Below are 18,871 nucleotides of genomic sequence, written 5' to 3' on the forward strand. Positions count from 1 at the left end.
ACCCTGCCGCACCCGACAATCGGTGCCCGATCCGGTCGGGTACCGATCGCCGGGTGGCGGGCGGCAGGGCTCAGATCAGGCCCTGGGCCAGCATCGCGTCCCCGACCAGCTCGAAGCCGGCGATGTTCGCGCCCACCACGTAGTCGCCCGGGTGGCCGTAGCGCTCGGCGGTGGTGAAGCAGGAGTCGTGGATGTGCTTCATGATCCCGGCCAGCCGCTCCTCGGTGCGGGCGAAGGTCCAGGAGTCGCGCGAGGCGTTCTGCTGCATCTCCAGGGCGCTGGTGGCGACGCCGCCCGCGTTCGCCGCCTTGCCCGGGCCGAAGGCCACCCCGGCTTCCTGGAACACCCGGACCGCCTCCGGGGTGGTGGGCATGTTGGCCCCCTCGGCGACCGCCAGCACCCCGCCCCGCACCAGGGCCAGCGCGTCCGTCTCGGTCAGCTCGTTCTGGGTGGCGCAGGGCAGCGCGACGTCGCAGGGCACGCTCCACACGCCCGGGCCCTCGACGAACCGGACGTGACTGCCGCGCAGTTCGGCGTAGTCGGCGACCCGGCCGCGCCGGACCTCCTTGACCTCCTTGAGGAGCGCGAGGTCGATGCCCTTCTCGTCCACCACGTAGCCGGTGGAGTCGGAGCAGGTGAGCACGGTCGCGCCGAGCTGCTGCGCCTTCTCGATCGCGTAGATGGCGACGTTGCCGGAGCCGGAGACGACGACCCGGCGCCCGTCCAGGCTCTCGCCGCGGCTGTGCAGCATCTCGGCGGTGAACAGCACGCAGCCGTAGCCGGTCGCCTCGGTCCTGGCCTGCGCGCCGCCCCAGCCGAGGCCCTTGCCGGTGAGCACGCCGGTCTCGTAGCGGTTGGTGATCCGCTTGTACTGGCCGAACAGGTAGCCGATCTCCCGGCCGCCGACGCCGATGTCCCCGGCGGGGACATCGGTGTGCTCGCCGAGGTGGCGGTACAGCTCGGTCATGAAGGACTGGCAGAACCGCATGACCTCGGCGTCCGAGCGGCCCTTGGGGTCGAAGTCGGAGCCGCCCTTGCCACCGCCGATCGACAGCCCGGTGAGCGCGTTCTTGAAGATCTGCTCGAAGCCGAGGAACTTGACGATGCCGAGGTTCACCGAGGGGTGGAAGCGCAGCCCGCCCTTGTACGGGCCGAGGACGCTGCTGAACTCCACCCGGAAGCCCCGGTTCACGTGGATGTCGCCGGAGTCGTCCGTCCACGGCACCCGGAACATGAGCTGCCGCTCGGGTTCGCAGATCCGCTCGATGATCCGGGCGTCGACGAACTCGGGACGGCGGGCGAGCACCGGCCCGAGGGTCTCCAGGACCTCGTGGACCGCCTGGTGGAACTCCGTCTCACCCCTGTTCCGGCGGACCACGTCCGCGTAGAGCGCCTCGATCACGCGCTGCTCGGCGTCGAAGGAGGTCGGGGAGGTGGCGGCGGGAGGGGTTGTGGGCATCTGATCAGGACCTTCCGTGGTCGTCGGTGCTCGTTCGCGAGGCATTCCCGTGCCCAGGAAACGGGGGAATCCTCGCAGTGTCCACAGTCCGGCTCCCGACGCATCCACATGCTGAAACCCCCACGCCTCGCGGACCGTACGATCCACCAGCGCCCTCGCGTCCGCACGGAGCCCGGCTGAACCACGGTCCGTAGTCGCATCGGGCACGGGCGGTATTTAGTTGTTCAAATTGGAACTACCGAGTACGGTCATCGACATCCGCTCCACCCCGGGCCACCCGGTCCGCCCCTCTCGACCCCATCGGTTCGTCGGTTCGCCGACCCATCTCCTCATCGACGGAGGCCCACCCATGCCGCAGCCCGGTCCCGCCACGGTGCGCTCGCGTGTGCGCATCCCGCTGACCTTCTCCGACGGCTACCGCGCCGAGGCGGAGGCCCTCACCTTCCACGACCTCGCCGACGGCGCCGAACACCTGGCGCTCGCGTTCGGCGAGGTGCCGGAGGGCGGGACGCCACTGGTGCGCCTGCACTCGGAGTGCCTGACCGGCGACGTCTTCGGCTCGGACCGCTGCGACTGCGGCCCGCAGCTGCGCGAGTCGGTCGAGCGGATCACCGAGGCCGGCGGCTACCTGCTGTACCTGCGGCAGGAGGGCCGGGGCATCGGGCTCTACAACAAGCTGGAGGCCTACTCCTTGCAGGACTCCGGATTGGACACGTACGACGCCAACACGGCGCTCGGCCTGCCCGAGGACGGCCGGGACTACACCGCCGCCGCCCAGATGCTCACCACCCTCGGCGCCACCGGCATCGACCTGCTGAGCAACAACCCGGACAAGGCGCAGCAGCTGGCCGACCTCGGGATCACCGTGCGGCGGCGGGTGCCGACCGGCGTGCATCTGTCCGCGAGCAACGTGCGCTACCTGCGGGCGAAGGTGGAGCGGACCGGGCACTCGATCGAACTGTCCCGGCTGGTCGGCTGAGCCGGATGACGGCCGGACCGGATGACGGCCGGACCGTCAGCCGTCAGCCGTCCACCCCCGCACCCGCCCCCCGCGCCCGGACCGTGCGCAGCACCCCGTACGCCGCGAGCGGGAGCGCGACCAGCAGCGCGGCCCAGAACGCGCCGTGCCCCCAGAACTCCGCGACGGCCGCGAGCTGCCCCTTGAACACCGGGATCCGCAGCGCCTCGACCGGGCCGAGCGGTCCGGGCCAGGCGCCGAGCACCAGGGTGGCGGGGATCCAGCAGCCGAGGAGCGCCCGGGCGGTACCCGGCGTCCCCAGGGTGCTCGCGAGGGAGACGACGGCCAGCAGGACGACGAACCCGGACTGGTAGGCCGCGCCGGTCCGGCCGGTCCCCCAGGAGTCCGGCGTCGGGTGGTGCCCGGTGGCCGCCAGCCGCACCTCGACCGCCGCCCACAGCAGCAGGGCCAGCACACAGGTGCTCCCGAGCGCGAAGAGCACGCGGTCACGGGCGCCCACGGGGCCCGTCCGCCACTGCTTGCCGTCCCACCGTGCCGCCGCGCCCCGCCCGGCGAGCCGCCGCCAGGCCTCCCGCACCTGCCGCCGGGCCTCGTGCGCGGGCTTCAGCAACCGGTCCGCAGCGCGCTCGATCAGCGCGAACGACGCCACGATCGCCGCCACCGCCGCGAAGCCGGCCCAACTGCCCATCCCGCCCTCGAACATGACCACCCGCTCGGCCACCGGTCTCGGCATCTCCAGGCCCGTCATCGGCGGTCCGAGCCGCAGGTAGCCGATGGCGAAGGCCCCGACGCCGGTCAGGGCCGCCGTGCCGAGGCCGACCCGGGCGGGGAAGAAGGCCAGGACGGCGGCGGCGACCAGTGCCGCCCCCAGTTGGCCGACCACCTGCTGGGCCGCGTGCTCGCCGGCCTTCTTCAACGGCCCGCCGAAGGCGCCGTCCGGCGAGATCCTGAGCTGGACCCCGGCCTCGACGGGGTAGCGGAACACCGCCCCCGCCCACAGCAGCAACCCGAGCGCGAGGAACAGCAGCAGCACGGCGCCCGCCCGGCGCGGCAGGCCGGTCCGGGCGTGCGGCCACCACGCCCGCAGCCGGGCCGCCCAGTCCACCGGCGTCCGTCCACGCCCGCCCTGCCACAGCCGCCCCAGCCACCGGTCCCGGCCGGCCCGGCTCTCCCGCCCGGCCCCGCCCTCCCGGCCATCCGCGTCGTCGGGCCGCTCGCCCCGGCCCCGGCCGCGCGGGCGCAGCGTCTCGGCGGCGACCAGGGCCGCGCGCCCGGCGTCGTCCCCCGGGTCGGCGCCCACCGCCCGCCGCCGCAACGCCGACCAGCGGCGCCGGACCGCCTCCGGCGCGGCGGTCGGGTCCGGCGCGGGCCGGCGCACCGCGGCGCGTACGGCCGTGCGGATCCCGGAGCCGGCGGCCAGGGCCGCGTCCACCACCACCGCCGCGACGAGGGCGGCGAGCTCCGCCATCCGTTCGGGCAGCGGCAGCCGGTGCAGGGCGGTGGGCAGCGGCGAGAGCCGGCCGAGCAGCCGGTCGCGCTCCTCGGGGCGCACGCTCAGCCACACCACCAGCCGGTGTGCCTCCTCGCGCTCCTGCGGGCTGAGCCCGTCGCCGCCCCGCCGGCCGCCGCCGACGGTGCGGGCGGCACGGTCCACTTCGGCCAGGACGTCCGGGAGCCGGGCCAGGGCGAGCAGTCGGGAGCAGTGTTCGCCGGAGCACTCAGGGTGGAAGCAGTCGTAGCGGGCGGCGACGGCCGGGGCGCCGCCCCGGACCAGCGCGTCGATGAACACGGCGCCGTCCGGTTCGGTGGCGATGCGTTCCAGCCCGGGGGTGTCGATCGGGCGGTCGAGGTAGTAGGGGGTGGCGGAGGGGGCGAAGGCGGCGCCGAAGGCGAGCACCGCGAGGGCTCCCGCCGCGTCGCGGCGGGAGCCGGGCGCCCGGGCGACGTCGGTCAGGTGGTGCAGGTCGAAGATGTTGTCCTGGACGTCGTCGCGCAGCCAGTCGCGCAGCCGCTCCGCTCCCCCGGCGGAGAGCCAGCGGGCCGCGTCGCCGGAGCGCCTGAGCAGGACCTCGGCGAGCTTGGCCGGATCGGTGAAGGGGGAGCCGAGGAAGGTGATCGGCCGGTGGGTGCGGCCGGTGTCGGCCCGGGTCTGTCGCCGGACCACCGCGGGGCTGCCGCCGGCCAGCCAGCTGCGGACCTGCGGGGCGGTCCAGCGGTCCTCCGGGTTCTTGGTGAACAGCCCTTGGAGGAGCAGCAGTTGGCGGGGGTCGGCGAGGGCGGAGAGGTCGACCTCGTCCCCCAGGACCAGTTCCAGTTGCAGCACCTCGTCGCTGATCAGCAGGCCGTCCGCGCCGAGGAAGCGGGGGCGGCCGGTGAACAGCTCGTACAGGACGTTGCCGAGCGCCCACCAGGGCCCGGCCTCGTGATTGCGGCCGGCCAGGAGCTCGGGGGCCATGTACGGGATGGTGACGATCGTCTCGGGCGTGAAGCGGCGGCTGGCGGTGAGCCGGGCGACGCCGCCGAAGTCGGCTATCACGAACTCCCCGGGCGCGCGGCCGGGGCGGACCAGCACGTTGGCCGGCTTGAAGTCCAGCGGGTTGCGCTCGATCCGCCGTTGCCAGAAGTCGAGCAGGGCGACGAGCTCGTAGACGATCCGCTCGGCCTCCCGCGGGTCGGTGTACCGGCCGCGCTCGCGCAGTTCGGCGAAGTGGTCGGCGAGGGTGACCGGCAGGTACTCCATGGCCACCCAGTCGAGTTCGGCGCCGTGGTGGCCGACCCGCCCGAAGTCGACGATGTGCGGGACGTGGCGGCGGTAGTCGTCGTTGCGCAGGTAGCCGAGCAGGTCGGCGTCCATGGACTGGCCGGCGGCCGTCACCTTCACCGCGGCCTCGCCGCCGCCGTCGGTGCGCCGGACGTGCCAGACGGTGCCCTCGGTGCCGGAGCCGGCCACGCCGAGCGGGTCGAAGCGGCCGCGCAGGGCGTCCGGGAAAGCGCCCGCGAACCGTCCGCCGGTGGGCCCCGCACCCTCCGGCGCCCCGCCCGCCGATATCCCACCCCCTGACACCCCGCCCACGGGGCCCTCGCCCCTCCGGCTGGGCCCGGGGCCGACGTTGTCGGCCCAGCCGGGGGCGGCGGCGCGCCCGGTGCCCGCGCGCCGCTGGACCTTGGTCGGCGCCTCCGGGTCGACCCGCTCCGGCGCGGCCCGCTGGACCCTGGTCGGCGCCTCCGGGTCGAAGCGGGCCCCGCCGTCCGGCTCCCGCCCGGTCGCGGCGTCGGGGTCCGTCCGGGTGCGCGGGACGGCGCCGAGCCGGGACGGCCGGTCCGGCACGACACCGAGGCGCCGCCCCCACGGCCGCCGGTCCGCCCTGGTCGGGGGCTCGGGCCGGACCCCGGGGCCGCTCTCCGGCCAGGGGCCTCGTCGGTCGTCGTCGGCTGGGCCGGCGTCCTCCGGTGTGGCCATGGCGGCGCTCTCCTCCCCGCTTCCCGGGGCCGGCGCGGGGCCGTAGCCGCGCGCCGCACGGCCCCGGGTGGTGATTTTGACGCGCCATCATCCCGCATGGTGGGCCGTGGTGTTGGCCGATTTTCCGGAACGCGACCGAGCGGTTGCACGAACGCCGCCGAACGCCGCCGCGGGCCTCCCCCACCTGCCCGGCCCTGTCCCCTTCGGCCGCGGAGCCGACACCCCCGACGCGTCAGCCCCCGACCGGGCGTCCCCGGGGCTCCTCGGCGATCCGGCGGGCGATCTCGTCCGGCCGCACCGGGCGGCCGAAGTGCCAGCCCTGGGCCCAGTCGCAGCCGATGGTCCGCAGCCGTTCGGCGTCCTTGCGGGTCTCCACGCCCTCGGCGGTGACGGTCAGCCCGAGTGCGTGCGCCATCGACACCAGGCCGCTGACGATCCGCCACCCGGTGGACTCGTCCTTCTCCGGATCGTGCAGGTCTCCGACGAAGGAACCGGCGATCTTCAGCCCGGAGACCGGCAGGTCGCGCAGGTACGCGAGGTTGGACCAGCCGGTGCCGAAGTCGTCCACGGCCAGCGACACGCCGAGGTCCACCAGCCCGTGCAGGGTGCGCAGCGCCTCGTCCTCGGGCCCGACCACGGTCGACTCGGTGATCTCCAGTTGCAGCCTGGCCGGTTCGAGGCCGGTCGTGTCGAGGATCCGGCCGAGGTCGGTGACGAGCGCCGCGCTGCGCGCCTGGCGGACCGCCAGGTTGACGTTCAGCTGCGGCGCGGCGTCGCCGAACCGCTTGACCCAGTCCGCGGCCTGGCCACAGGCCTGCTCCAGCACCCAGCGACCGAGCGGCATGATCAGCCCGGTCTCCTCGGCGGTGGTCACGAACTCGTCCGGGCCGAGGACGCCGAGCTGCGGGTGGCGCCAGCGCACCAGCGCCTCCACCGCGGCCAGCCGGCCGTCCGCCAGCGCGTACAGCGGCTGGTAGTCGATGAAGAACTCGCCCCGGTCGAGGGCGGCCGGCATCCGCACCGACACCGCGTAGCGGCTGACCGCGCGGGCGTTCTCCTTGGGGTCGAACAGCGTCCAGCGGCCGCGGCCGGCCTCCTTGGCCCGGTACAGCGTCAGGTCGGCGGCCCGGACGGCCGCGCCCGGGGTGGTGGTGGACACCCGCCGCTCCAGCACGCCGACGCTCGCGCCCACGGCCAGCTTGTGGTCGCCGATCAGCACCGGCCCGGCCAGCGCCTTGAGCACCGTCTTCGCCGCCGCGACGGCCTCCTGCTCGCCCCGGCAGTTCTCCAGCAGCACCACGAACTCGTCGCCGCCGAGCCGGGCCACCAGGTGGCCGAGCGGGTTGAGCGCGGCCTTCAGCCGGGCCGCCACGGCGGACAGCAGCTGGTCCCCGGTGTCGTGGCCGAGGCTGTCGTTGACCACCTTGAAGCCGTCGAGGTCGACGTAGCAGAGGCCGAACCTGGCGCCCGGATCCGGATCCTCGAACAGCTTCTCCAGCCGCTCGAAGAAGGCCGCCCGGTTCGGCAGGCCGGTCAGCGGGTCGTGGGTGGCCTGGTGGCGCAGCCGCTCCTGGAGCCGGTAGCGGTCGGTGACGTCCTCCAGCATCGCGACCTGGTACTGCGGGACGCCGTCGTCGTCGCGGATCAGCGAGACGGTCAGATGGGTCCAGACCACCTCGCCGTCCTGGCGGTAGTACGGCTTGTCGAACTGGAAGTAGTCCCGCTTGCCGCTGATCAGCTCCTCGTACGCCTCCCACACGCCCGGGGTGTCCTCGGGGTGGACGAGATCGCCGACCCGGCGGCCGGTCATGTCCTCCGGGCTCGCGCCGAACAGCTCCTGGAGCGCCTTGTTGACCGCCAGGATGTTGCCGTCGGTGTCGCCGATGCCGATCCCGATGGCGGCGCTCTCGAACAGCGCCCGGAACCGGGCCTCGGAGGCGCGCAGCGCCCGCTCGGCCTCCTTGCGGGCGGTGTCGGCGGCGGTGCGGATCGCCTCCTGCTCCCGCAGCGTGCGCTCGCGCAGGGCGGCGGCCCAGCCGGCCGCGAAGGCGCCGGTCAGGGCCGGGCCGCGGTCGTCGCCGAGCGGCTGCGCCTGGAGCAGCTCCACCGCCCGGGCCAGCACCACCGGGTCGGTGAAGTGCGCGTCGACCAGTTCCGCGCCGGCCTGCTCGGCCAGCCGGGGCTCGAACGGCTCGCCCAGCTGCGCGCGGTGGAGCAGGGCGGCGGTCCGGGCGGTGAGGCGGCCGAGCAGCCCGGGGTGGACGGCCGTGCCGTGGTCGGCGGAGAGCAGTCGCGTCCAGGCCTCGTGGAACCGTTCGGCGCTGCCGGACACCGGGGCGGCGCTCATGCGTCCACCCGGGTGCGCGCGGTCACCGCTGCGGGGTGGTCGGCGCGGGCAGCGGACCGGGCGGGGGGAGCAGTGGTCCGCGCGGCGGGCACGGTGGGGTGAGCAGTGGTCCGCGCGGCGGGCACGGTGGGGGGACCGGCGGCCGCTTCGCGGAGCCCGCGGCCGTCGGTCACTCGCCCGATCCGTCCGCTCAAGGGCGGAACCCCACGCCCGCCACCCCGGTCATCCGCTCGGGGTGCTCGCCGACCGTCTCCGGCTGGTCCGGACGCCACTGCGGCAGGTAGACCACGCCCGGTTCGACCAGCTCGAAGCCGGCGAACATCCCGCTGATCTGCTCGTGGGTGCGCATGGTCAGCGGGGTCGGCGTCTTGCGGTAGAGCTCCTGGTGGTCCTCCGCCTGGTCCGGGCGGCCCTCCAGGGAGGCGTGCGAGAGGACCAGCGCGCTGCCGGGCGGGAGCGCGTCACGGAGCGTGCCGATCAGCTTCCACGGGTCCTCGTCGTCGGTGACGAAGTGCGCGACGGCGACCAGCAGGACGGCCACCGGCTCGCCCTGCGCCAGCAGCGCGGCCACCTCGGGGCGGGCCAGCAGGTCGTGGACGTCGCGCAGGTCGGCCTGGACGACCTCGCTGCCGGGGTCGTCCTCCAGCAGCAGGCGGCTGTGCGCGACGGCGACCGGGTCCCGGTCCACGTAGAGGACCGTCGCCTCGGGGCGGATCGCGCGGGCGATCTCGTGCACCGCGCCGAAGGTCGGGATGCCGGAGCCGATGTCCAGGAAGCGGGTGACGCCGCGCTCGGCCAGGTAGGACACGGCCCGCCGCAGGAAGGCCCGGTTGGAGCGCATGATCTGCGGCAGCTCCGGCCACAGGGCCATCGCCTTGCGCGCCATCTCCCGGTCGACCTCGAAGTTGTGCGAGCCCCCCAGGTAGTAGTCGTAGACCCGCGCGGCGTTCGGTTTGTCCAGGTCCGTGCCCTCCGGTACCCAGCTCGGTCGCCGCATGCCTGTGACTCCTTCACTCCGTTTTCCGGGGATGCAGTGCCTCGCGACAACTGCTGTGACAGACGAGACTACAAGCACACAAGATCCTCCCCTGCACCCCGAACGGCTGCAAGCGGAACACCTCCCTCCTGGCATGCGACGTTTACGGAGCGTTCCCCTCCCGTCTCACCGGAACCGGTCCCGCCGACGGCCGGGCCACCGTAGGGCCCGGCCGTCGACGAGGGAACCCGACCGAAACGGGCCGGCCCCGGACCGGGGCGCTCTAGGGTGGGGCGCGTGGACCCCAACCACTACCGCTTCCGGGGCATGTGGCGACTCGCGGCGCCGGCCCCCGACGTGTACGCGGCGCTGGAGGACGTGCGGAGTTACCCGCTGTGGTGGCCCGAGGTCCTCGAAGTCCGGCAGACCGGCGAGGAGTCCGGGGACCTCGTGGTGCGCGCGCTGCTGCCGTACCGGCTGGTGATCCGCCTGGAGGCGCGACGGCGCGACCGGGCCGCCGGAGTGCTGGAGGCGGTCATGCGGGGCGATCTCACCGGGTGGTCACGGTTCACCGTCACCTCGGACGGGCCGGGCAGCCGCGTGCTCTTCGAGGAGGACACCCGCCCCGGCAAACCCCTGCTGCGCCGCCTCGCCCTGCCCCTGCACCCGCTCTTCCGGGCCAACCACGCGGTGATGATGCGCCGGGGGCGGCGGGGGCTGGCGGCACACCTGGGCAGCGGGAGCGGGCCGGCGAACGGGTGACCACGCGGCCGGTGGCGGCCGGCACCCGTCCGGCTCTAGCGTGGCGGCGCACCCCCGACCACCGGAGGCCGTGATGCCCACCACCGCACCGGACGCGTTCGGCTTCGCGGCCCCCTTCGACCGGACCGGGACGGGCAGCAGCAAGTGGGCCCGCGCGGGGGCGCCCGGGGTGATCGCGATGGGCCTGGCGGACATGGACCTGCCCGGACCGCCGGCCGTGGCCGCCGCGCTGGAGCACCGGGCCCGCCACCGCGCGTACGGGTACACGGTGTGCGACCCGGCCGGGCGGGCGCTGGTGGCCCGCTGGTACCGCTCGCGGCACGGCGTCGAGGTGGATCCGGACTGGGTGCTGCTGCTGCCCTGCGGCCCGCGCACCGCCCTGCGCCTGCTGCTGGAGACCGTGCGCCCGCAGGCGCCGGTGCTGTTCCCGACGCCGGAGTGGGGCGGCTTCGCCCAGCTGTGCCGGGCGGCCGGCCTCCCGTACCGGGAACTGCCCCTGACCGCCGGCCCGGACGGCTACCGGCTCCCGGACGGTCCGCTCCCCCACCCGGCCGGAGCCGTCCTGCTGAGCAGCCCGCACAACCCCTCCGCCCGGGTCTGGCCGGCCGCCGACCTGCGGGCCCTCGCCGAGCGGGCGGCGGAGGCCGGCGCGCTGCTGGTCTCGGACGAGGTGCACGGCGATCTCACCCACCCCGGGTACGTCCACCCGGTGGCGGTGGCCACCGTCGACGCGGCGCTCCGGCCCCGGGTGGTCACGCTGAACTCGGTCGGCAAGACCTTCAACTGCTCCGGCCTGCCGAGCAGTTTCGCGCTCGTCCCCGATCCGGGCCTGCGCGCCCGGTTCACCGAGGTGCTGGCCGGCTTCGGCCTCTGGGAGGGCGGTCTGCTGGAGCAGACCGTCCAGCGGGCGGCGCTGGCCGAGGGCGGGCCGTGGCTGGACGCGCTGCTCGCCCACCTCGCCGCCGCCCGCGCCCGGCTCACCGGCCGGCTGGGGCCCGCCGTCCGCTCCGCGCCGCAGTCCTCCTACCTGCTCTGGCTGGACGCCGCCGCCCTGGGGCTGCCACCGGACGGGGCCCGCCGGGCGCTGCTGGAGCGCTACGGCCTGGAGGCCTCGGACGGCGCCGAGTTCGGCCCCGGCGGCCGGGGCGCGCTGCGGCTGAACTACGCCCTGCCGGGCCCGGTGCTGGACGCCGTCCTGGAGCGCCTCGACCGGCGGTGACCGAACCACCGGGCCACCCCGCCCGGCAGCCCCGCGCACGTCCCGCCCGGCGCCCCCGCGCACGCCCGGAAAGCCGCCCGGATCCCCGGATTCACCCGATCGCGCCACCCCTGACCTGCAGAAACGAACGTTCACACGATATTTGCGAAGCGCCCCCGCATGCTCCGTAGCAGACTGGGCAGGGTAGTTCGGGCCGCAATCCTGACCCCGAGGATGGTAAGTCCGGTGATACCGACATCCCGCACCACTCCGCCCGACCGGCAGAGCCCCCCAGCGCCCCCGCCGGGGGTGACCCCGCTGACCGAGTCGGGGGCGCTCAGCCACGTGTCGGGCGTCTGCTTCAAGATCGGACCGCCCCGGCTGGTGGGCGTCGAGGTCGAGTGGTTCGTCCACGACGACCGATGTCCCGGCAAGCCCGTCCGACCGGAACTGGTCCACGCCGCACTGGAGTCGCTGCCACTCGGCGGCCCGGACGGAGCCTCGCTCCCCTCCGGCTCGCGGCTCACGCTCGAACCCGGCGGGCAGGTCGAGCTCAGCTCCCCGCCCGCCACCGGCCTCCTGGCCTGCGTCGAGGACACCCGACGCGATCTGACCGCCCTGCGGGCCGCCTTCGCGGCGCAGGGCCTGCGCCTCACCGGCACCGGGACGGACCCGCTGGCCCGCCCCCGCCTGATGGTCCTGGACCACCCCCGCTACCTCGCGATGGAGCGGTTCTTCGACTCCGCCGGCCCCTGGGGCCGGATCATGATGACCGGCACGGCCTCGGTGCAGGTGTGCCTGGACGCCGGCGACGCGGACGGCCCGCACGCGGTGGAGCGCCGCTGGCGACTGACCCACCTGCTCGGCCCGGTCCTGGTCGCCGCCTTCGCCAACTCCCCACTGCTGGACGGCAGGCCGACCGGTCACCGCTCCACCCGGCAGACCGTCTGGTCCCGGATGGACCCGACCCGCACGCTCGCCCCGGAGCCGGACCACGGCGACCCCCGCGAGGCCTGGGCGCAGTACGTGCTGGACGCCGAGGTGCTGTGCGTGCGCCGCCCCGAGGGGCTGCCGTGGACGGCCCCACCCGGCCTGACCTTCCGCGACTGGGTCCGCGGCGGCGGCGAACGCCCGCCCACGCTGGGCGACTTGGACTACCACCGGACCACCCTGTTCCCGCCGGTGCGCCCGCACGGCCACCTGGAGCTGCGCATGATCGACGCCCAGCCCGGGGACGGCTGGGTGGTGCCCACCGCCCTGGTGACCGCGCTGCTGGACGACGTGCCGGCCGCCGAGGCCGCGCTCGCCGCGCTGGAGCCGCTGGGCCGCCCGGACGGTCCGCGCCCGCCGCGCAGCGACGTCTGGCGCCGGGCCGCGACGCTGGCCGTCGCCGATCCCGAGCTGCGCCGCGCCGCCCTGACCTGCTTCGCCGCCGCCGACGCCGCGCTGGGCCGCCTGCCCGGGGCCGGTCGGCTGCGCGCCGCCGTCGCCGACTTCGCCGAGCGCTACCCCGCGCGCGGCCGCTGCCCGGCCGACGACCAGCTGGACGCCCTGCGCTCCGGCACCCGACGCACTCCTCCGGAGGAGGCCGCACCATGACCGACGTCCGCCCCCCTGCCGCCCCGGCGGCGGGCACCGAGGAGTTGCGCGAGACCATCGCGGCCGAGCTGCTGGCCGCCCGCGCCCGCACCGCCGCGCTCACCGACTGCGTCGAGGACGGCGACCTCACCGCCCAGCACTCGCCGTTGATGTCCCCGCTGGTCTGGGACCTGGCGCACATCGGCAACCAGGAGGAACTCTGGCTGCTGCGCAACGTCGGCGGCCGCGACCCGATGCACCCGGAGATCGACCCGCTGTACGACGCCTTCCAGCACCCCCGGGCCGAGCGGCCGAGCCTGCCGCTGCTGGCACCCGCCGAGGCCCGGGCGTACGCGCACGAGGTGCGCGGCCGGGTGCTGGACCTGCTGGCGGCCAGTCCGCTGGAGGGGGCGCCGCTGCTGGACGCCGGGTTCGCGTTCGGGATGATCGCCCAGCACGAGCAGCAGCACGACGAGACGATGCTGATCACCCACCAGCTCCGCCCGGGGGAGCCTGCGCTGGCCGCTCCCCCGCCGCCGCCCGCCCCGGCGGACGCGGCCGCGCTGCCCGCCGAAGTGCTCGTCCCCGCAGGACCGTTCACGATGGGCACCGACACCGAGCCATGGGCACTGGACAACGAGCGCCCCGCGCACGTGGTCGAGCTGCCCGCCTTCCTGCTGGACACCACGCCGGTCACCAACGCCGCGTACCAGCGGTTCATCGCGGACGGCGGCTACGACGAGCCGCGCTGGTGGACGCCCGAGGGCTGGGAGCACCGGCGGCGGGCCGACCTGACCGCCCCGCTGTTCTGGCGCCTGGACGGCGGCCAGTGGCTGCGGCGCCGGTTCGGCACGGTGGAGCCCGTCCCGGCGGACGAACCCGTCCTGCACGTCAGCTGGTACGAGGCGGACGCCTACGCCCGGTGGGCCGGACGGCGGCTGCCGACCGAGGCGGAGTGGGAGAAGGCGGCCCGGCACGACCCGGCGAGCGGCCGCTCCCGCCGCTACCCGTGGGGCGACCAGGCCCCCGGAGCCGAGCACGCCAACCTCGGGCAGCGGCACCTGCGCCCGGCCCCGGCCGGCGGCTACCCGGCGGGCGAGTCCCCGTACGGCGTACGGCAGTTGATCGGCGACGTGTGGGAGTGGACGGCCAGCGACCTCCGCCCCTACCCCGGGTTCCGGGCCTGGCCCTACCAGGAGTACTCGGAGGTCTTCTTCGGACCGGAGTACAAGGTGCTGCGCGGCGGCTGCTTCGCGGTGGCGCCGGTCGCCTGCCGGGGCACCTTCCGCAACTGGGACTACCCCGTCCGGCGGCAGATCTTCGCCGGGTTCCGCACCGCCCGCGACCTGGAGGTGGCCTGATGTGCCGCCACCTCGCCTACCTGGGTGGGCCGGTGGCGCCACGGGAGCTGCTGGTGCACCCGCCGCACGGCCTGTACCGGCAGTCCTGGGCACCCCGGGCGCAGCAGTACGGCACGGTCAACGCGGACGGCTTCGGCCTCGGCTGGTACGCGGACGGCGACGAGGTGCCGGCCCGCTACCGCCGTGACGGGCCGATCTGGGCGGACGCCGCGTTCGCCGACCTCGCCCGGGTGATCCGCACCCGGGCGCTGCTGGCGGCGGTCCGCTCCGCCACCGAGGGCTGCGCGGCGGGCGAGAGCGCGGCGGCGCCGTTCGCGGCCGGGCGCTGGCTGTTCAGCCACAACGGCGCGGTGGCGGGCTGGCCGGGCAAGCTGGACGCGCTGGCCGCCCTGCTCCCGCCGGCCGAGCTGCTGGAGCTGGAGGCACGCTCCGACTCGGCGCTGCTGTGGGCCCTGGTCCTGCACCGGCTGCGGGCGGGGGCCGGGCTCGGCGAGGCGCTGGCGGGCACCGTCGCGGACGTCACCGCGCACACCACCGGCCGGCTCAACCTGCTGCTCACCGACGGCCGCACACTCGCCGCGACCGCCTGGGGCGACACCCTGCACCACCGCGACCTGCCCGGGCTCGGCACGGTGGTGGCCTCCGAGCCGTACGACGACGCTCCCGGCTGGACGGCCGTCCCGGACGGCTCGCTGGTGGTGGTCGACGAGCGCGGCGTCACCGTCCGTCAGCTCCTCGGCCGCTACTGATCCTCCACCGCCCCTTCATCTTCTGAACAGAGGACCCACCCTGTCATGGACACATTTGATCTCACCCGGCTGCTGCCCGCCGACCACTTCAGCAGCGCGCTGCGCCACGACGTGCAGCACGGCCTGACCTCCGAACCCAAGTGGCTGCCGCCGAAGTGGTTCTACGACGCGCGGGGCAGCGAGCTGTTCGAGGAGATCACCCGGCTGCCGGAGTACTACCCGACCCGCGCCGAGCGGGCCATCCTGACCGCCCGGGCCGGCGAGATCGCCGCCGCCACCGGGGCCCGCACGCTGGTCGAGCTGGGCTCCGGCTCCTCCGAGAAGACCCGGCTGCTGCTGGACGCGCTGCGCGCGCTCGGCACCCTGGAGACGTACGTCCCGGTGGACGTCAGCGAGAGCGCGCTGACCGCCGCCGGCGTCGCGCTCGCCGCCGAGTACCCCGGGCTCGCCGTGCACGGCGTGCTGGCCGACTTCACCGCCCGGCTCGGCCTGCCCCCGGAGGGCGGCCCCCGACTGGTCGCCTTCCTCGGCGGCACCCTGGGCAACCTGCTGCCCGAGGAGCGGGCGGCCTTCCTGCGCGGGCTGCGCGCCTCCCTCGACCCGGGCGACTTCCTGCTGCTCGGCACCGACCTGGTCAAGGACCCGTCGGTGCTGGTCGCCGCCTACGACGACGCGGCCGGGGTGACCGCCGAGTTCAACCTCAACGTGCTCAACGTGCTCAACCGCGAGCTGGGCGCCGACTTCGACCCGACCGCGTTCGCGCACGTCGCGCGGTGGGACCCGGATCGGGAGTGGATCGAGATGCGGCTGCGCTCGCTGCGCGCGCAGACCGTGAAGATCCCGGCGCTGAACCTGCCGGTGCACTTCGACCGGGGCGAGGAGCTGCGCACCGAGGTGTCCGCCAAGTTCCGCCGGGAGCGGGTGTCCGCCGAGCTGGCGGCGGCCGGGCTGCGGCTGAGCCACTGGTGGACGGACGAGGAGGGCCGGTTCGGGCTGTCACTGTCCGCCCCGGCGTAGGCACGGTCGGCGCAGCTGAATTTGCTTGTTCACCTTACGAATCCTCAGAGCAAAAATTGAGGTTTCCGGTGTACAAGACTTAAACGAATAAGGGTTACGATCTCGGCTACCGAGCTCAGCGTTGAGTACCAGGAGTCAAGATCGTGAGCGTCACCAAGCAGCCCTCCGGGGCGGTCGAGGCCTCCGCGCCCGGCCGCCTCGGCTTCGTCGTCTTCATCACCGCCGCCGCAGCCCTCGGCGGGTTCCTGTTCGGCTACGACAGTTCCGTGATCAACGGCGCCGTCTCCGGGATCCAGGAGAAGTTCGGCGTCGGCGACGGCGTGACCGGTCTGATCGTCTCCTCCGCCCTGCTGGGCTCGGCGATCGGCGCCGCACTGGCCGGCCGGTTCGCCGACCGCTACGGCCGCATCAAGGTCATGAAGGCGGGCGCGCTGCTGTTCGCGGTCAGCGCGATCGGCTCGATGCTCCCCTTCGCCGCCTGGGACCTCGCCTTCTGGCGCGTGCTCGGCGGCGCGGCCATCGGCATCGCCTCGGTGATCGCCCCGACCTACATCGCCGAGGTCGCGCCCACCAAGTACCGGGGCCGGCTGGCCTCCTTCCAGCAGGCCGCGATCGTGCTCGGCATCGCGATCTCCCAGCTGGTCAACTGGCTGCTGGCGAACGCGGCCGGCGGCGACACCCGCGGCCAGCTGCTCGGCCTGGAGGCCTGGCAGTGGATGCTCGGCATCTGCGTCGTCCCGGCCGCGGTCTACTTCACCCTCGCCTCGGTGATCCCCGAGTCCCCGCGCTACCTGATCCAGGCCGGCCGGCTGGACGACGCCCGCGCCGTGCTCGCCCAGGTCGAGGGCCAGGACGTCGACACCGACGCCCGGATCGCCGAGGTCCAGGGGCTGATCGCCTCCGACCACCGCCCGCGCTTCGGCGACCTGCTCGGCGGGCGCTTCGGCCTGCTGCCGATCGTCTGGGTCGGCATCGGCCTGTCGGTCTTCCAGCAGCTGGTCGGCATCAACGTGATCTTCTACTACTCGTCGATCCTGTGGCAGTCGGTCGGCATCGACCAGAGCAACTCGCTGCTGATCAGCTTCGTCGGCTCGGTCATCAACATCCTCGGCACCGTGGTCGCGATCCTGCTGGTGGACCGGATCGGCCGCAAGCCGCTCGCCCTGATCGGCTCGGCCGGCATGGCCGTCGCGCTCGGCGCGGCCGGCTGGGCGTTCTCCTCCGCCACCGGCAGCGGCGACAACGTCACGCTGCCCGACCTCCAGGGCACCGTCGCGCTGGTCGCCGCCAACGCCTTCGTGCTGTTCTTCGCGATGTCCTGGGGCGTGGTCGTCTGGGTGATGCTCGGCGAGATGTTCCCGAACCGCATCCGGGCCGCCGCGCTGTCCGTCGCCGCCTCCGCGCAGTGGATCGCCAACTGGGCGATCACCGTGTCGTTCCCGTCGATGTCGCGCTGGAACCTGTCGGCGACCTACCTGGTGTACGCGGCGTTCGCGGCGCTGTCGATCGTCTTCGTGGCGAAGTTCATGAAGGAGACCAAGGGCGTCCGGCTGGAGGACATGGGCTGATCCGACAGTCCGACCATCGGCCCCCGCACCCTAGCGCGATCATCGCGGGTGCGGGGGCCGAATCGTTCACTCCCTGCGGCGGCCCGGACACCTCCGGTACTCCTGTTCGCCAGGAGGGATGTGTCCTTGATCTTCAACCGGCTCCGCGCCCGCAGACCAGCCGCCGTCACCGCCACCGCCACCGCCGGCTGCCCGTACGCCCACACCCACGCCCACACCCACTCCCCGGCCGCGGCCCGGCCGTCGCCCACACCGTCGCCCCCGCCGTCATCCCCGCCGCCGTCCCCACCACCGTTCACCGACCCGGAGCAGGCCGCCGAGTTCATCCGCCGCTTCCATCACGAGCAGCCCGCCACCGGGGCCCCGGACACCCGGATACGGGCCGTCCTCGACGAGATCGAGCGCACCGGCAGCTACGAGCACACCCCCGCCGAACTCGCCTACGGCGCCAAGCTCGCCTGGCGCAACGCCGCCCGCTGCATCGGCCGGCTGTACTGGCGCAGTCTGGTGGTGCGCGACCTGCGCCACCTCGGCTCGGCCGACGACATCGCCGCCGAGTGCTTCGAGCACCTGCGGCTGGCCGGCAACGGCGGACGGATCCGCCCGGTGGTCTCGGTGTTCGCCCCCGACCGCCCGGGCCGCCCGGCCGCCCGCATCGTCAACCAGCAGCTGGTCCGCTACGCCGGCCACCGGGTCGGCGACGCCGTCGTCGGCGACCCGGCCGGCACCGAACTCGCCGCCCGCGCCCGCGACCTCGGCTGGAAGTGTGCCGAGGACCGCTTCGAGGTGCTGCCGCTGCTCGTCCAGGAACACCCCGGCGAGCGCCCGCACTGGTACGAGCTGCCGGACGACACCACTCTGGAGGTACCGCTCACCCACCCCGCGTACGAGTGGTTCGCCGGCCTGGGCCTGCGCTGGTACGCGGTGCCCGCGATCAGCGACATGACGCTGGAGATCGGCGGCGTCCGCTACCCGGCCGCGCCCTTCAACGGCTGGTACATGGGCACCGAGATCGGCGCCCGCAACCTCGCCGACGCCGACCGCTACGACCTGCTCGGCACCGTCGCCGAGCGCCTGGGCCTGGACACCTCCAGCGCGCGCACGCTCTGGCGCGACCGCGCGCTGATCGAACTCAACGTCTCGGTGCTGCACTCCTTCCAGGAGGCCGGAGTGACGATCGCCGACCACCACACCGAGTCCGAGCGCTTCCTCCGGCACGTCGCCCAGGAGAAGCGGCTCGGCCGGCCGACCCCGGCGGACTGGAGCTGGATCGTGCCCCCGGTCTCCGGCGGGCTCACGGCCGTCTACCACCGGTACTACGACCCGGTGGACCCGTCGCTGCGGCCGGCCTTCCTGCCGCGCGAGCCCTGGTGAGGCGGCGGGGGAGGGAACGGCGGAAACAGCGGAAGCAGCGGGA

13 protein-coding genes are annotated in these 18,871 nt (G+C 74.6%); 9 read left to right on the forward strand and 4 right to left on the reverse strand.

Translation table 11 applies throughout. The features are described 5' to 3' along the window. Positions 1-70: 70 nt before the first annotated feature. Positions 71-1,459 carry an NADP-specific glutamate dehydrogenase gene (gene gdhA / locus AB0P03_RS23670; RefSeq protein WP_363579129.1) on the reverse strand — a complete coding sequence of 463 codons (1,389 nt, stop codon included), beginning with the start codon at positions 1,457-1,459 and terminating at the stop codon, positions 71-73. Positions 1,460-1,808: 349 nt separating this feature from the next. Here gdhA and ribA point away from each other — a divergent pair, with 349 nt between their 5' ends. Beyond that, on the forward strand, positions 1,809-2,438 hold the full coding sequence (ribA, locus tag AB0P03_RS23675) for a GTP cyclohydrolase II (RefSeq protein ID WP_363579131.1): 630 nt from the start codon (positions 1,809-1,811) through the stop codon (positions 2,436-2,438). A gap of 43 nt (positions 2,439-2,481) precedes the next feature. On the opposite strand, the gene AB0P03_RS23680 is transcribed toward ribA, so the two are convergent. The 3 genes from AB0P03_RS23680 to AB0P03_RS23690 form a co-directional block, all read right to left on the reverse strand. Continuing rightward, positions 2,482-5,898: a hypothetical protein gene (locus tag AB0P03_RS23680; RefSeq protein WP_363579133.1), complete on the reverse strand. Its 3,417-nt coding sequence runs from the start codon at positions 5,896-5,898 to the stop codon at positions 2,482-2,484. 232 nt (positions 5,899-6,130) lie between these two features. Continuing rightward, positions 6,131-8,245, reverse strand: a complete 2,115-nt coding sequence (locus tag AB0P03_RS23685; RefSeq protein WP_363630628.1) for an EAL domain-containing protein — start codon at positions 8,243-8,245, stop codon at positions 6,131-6,133. Positions 8,246-8,435: 190 nt separating this feature from the next. Continuing rightward, a complete protein-coding gene (locus AB0P03_RS23690) occupies positions 8,436-9,242 on the reverse strand; it encodes an SAM-dependent methyltransferase (RefSeq protein ID WP_363579137.1) in 807 nt (268 codons plus the stop codon). Positions 9,243-9,518: 276 nt separating this feature from the next. Here AB0P03_RS23690 and AB0P03_RS23695 point away from each other — a divergent pair, with 276 nt between their 5' ends. The 8 genes from AB0P03_RS23695 to AB0P03_RS23730 all read left to right on the forward strand — a co-directional run bounded on the left by AB0P03_RS23695 (position 9,519) and on the right by AB0P03_RS23730 (position 18,828). After that, positions 9,519-9,983 (forward strand): SRPBCC family protein, encoded by a 465-nt coding sequence (locus AB0P03_RS23695; protein WP_363579139.1) that lies wholly within the window; start codon positions 9,519-9,521, stop codon positions 9,981-9,983. 73 nt (positions 9,984-10,056) lie between these two features. Further along, positions 10,057-11,202, forward strand: a complete 1,146-nt coding sequence (locus AB0P03_RS23700) for an aminotransferase class I/II-fold pyridoxal phosphate-dependent enzyme (protein WP_363630630.1) — start codon at positions 10,057-10,059, stop codon at positions 11,200-11,202. A 288-nt stretch (positions 11,203-11,490) separates the two neighbouring features. Continuing rightward, a complete protein-coding gene (gene egtA, locus AB0P03_RS23705) occupies positions 11,491-12,780 on the forward strand; it encodes an ergothioneine biosynthesis glutamate--cysteine ligase EgtA (RefSeq protein ID WP_363579142.1) in 1,290 nt (429 codons plus the stop codon). After that, positions 12,777-14,120 carry an ergothioneine biosynthesis protein EgtB gene (gene egtB, locus AB0P03_RS23710; RefSeq protein ID WP_363579144.1) on the forward strand — a complete coding sequence of 448 codons (1,344 nt, stop codon included), beginning with the start codon at positions 12,777-12,779 and terminating at the stop codon, positions 14,118-14,120. Before egtA ends, egtB begins: the two co-directional genes overlap by 4 nt. Further along, positions 14,120-14,869 (forward strand): ergothioneine biosynthesis protein EgtC, encoded by a 750-nt coding sequence (egtC, locus tag AB0P03_RS23715; protein ID WP_363630631.1) that lies wholly within the window; start codon positions 14,120-14,122, stop codon positions 14,867-14,869. The genes egtB and egtC overlap by 1 nt, the downstream gene beginning before the upstream one ends. A 45-nt stretch (positions 14,870-14,914) precedes the next feature. Continuing rightward, positions 14,915-15,886, forward strand: coding sequence for an L-histidine N(alpha)-methyltransferase (egtD, locus tag AB0P03_RS23720; RefSeq protein WP_363579148.1), 972 nt, complete (start codon positions 14,915-14,917; stop codon positions 15,884-15,886). A 143-nt stretch (positions 15,887-16,029) separates the two neighbouring features. Beyond that, entirely contained in the window at positions 16,030-17,454 is a 1,425-nt protein-coding gene (locus AB0P03_RS23725) for a sugar porter family MFS transporter (RefSeq protein ID WP_363579150.1), read from the forward strand. 120 nt (positions 17,455-17,574) lie between these two features. Beyond that, positions 17,575-18,828, forward strand: a complete 1,254-nt coding sequence (locus tag AB0P03_RS23730) for a nitric oxide synthase oxygenase (RefSeq protein ID WP_363630632.1) — start codon at positions 17,575-17,577, stop codon at positions 18,826-18,828. Positions 18,829-18,871: the final 43 nt, after the last annotated feature.

It is taken from the genome of Kitasatospora sp. NPDC088779 (genome assembly GCF_040685395.1).
GTDB lineage: Bacteria > Actinomycetota > Actinomycetes > Streptomycetales > Streptomycetaceae > Kitasatospora.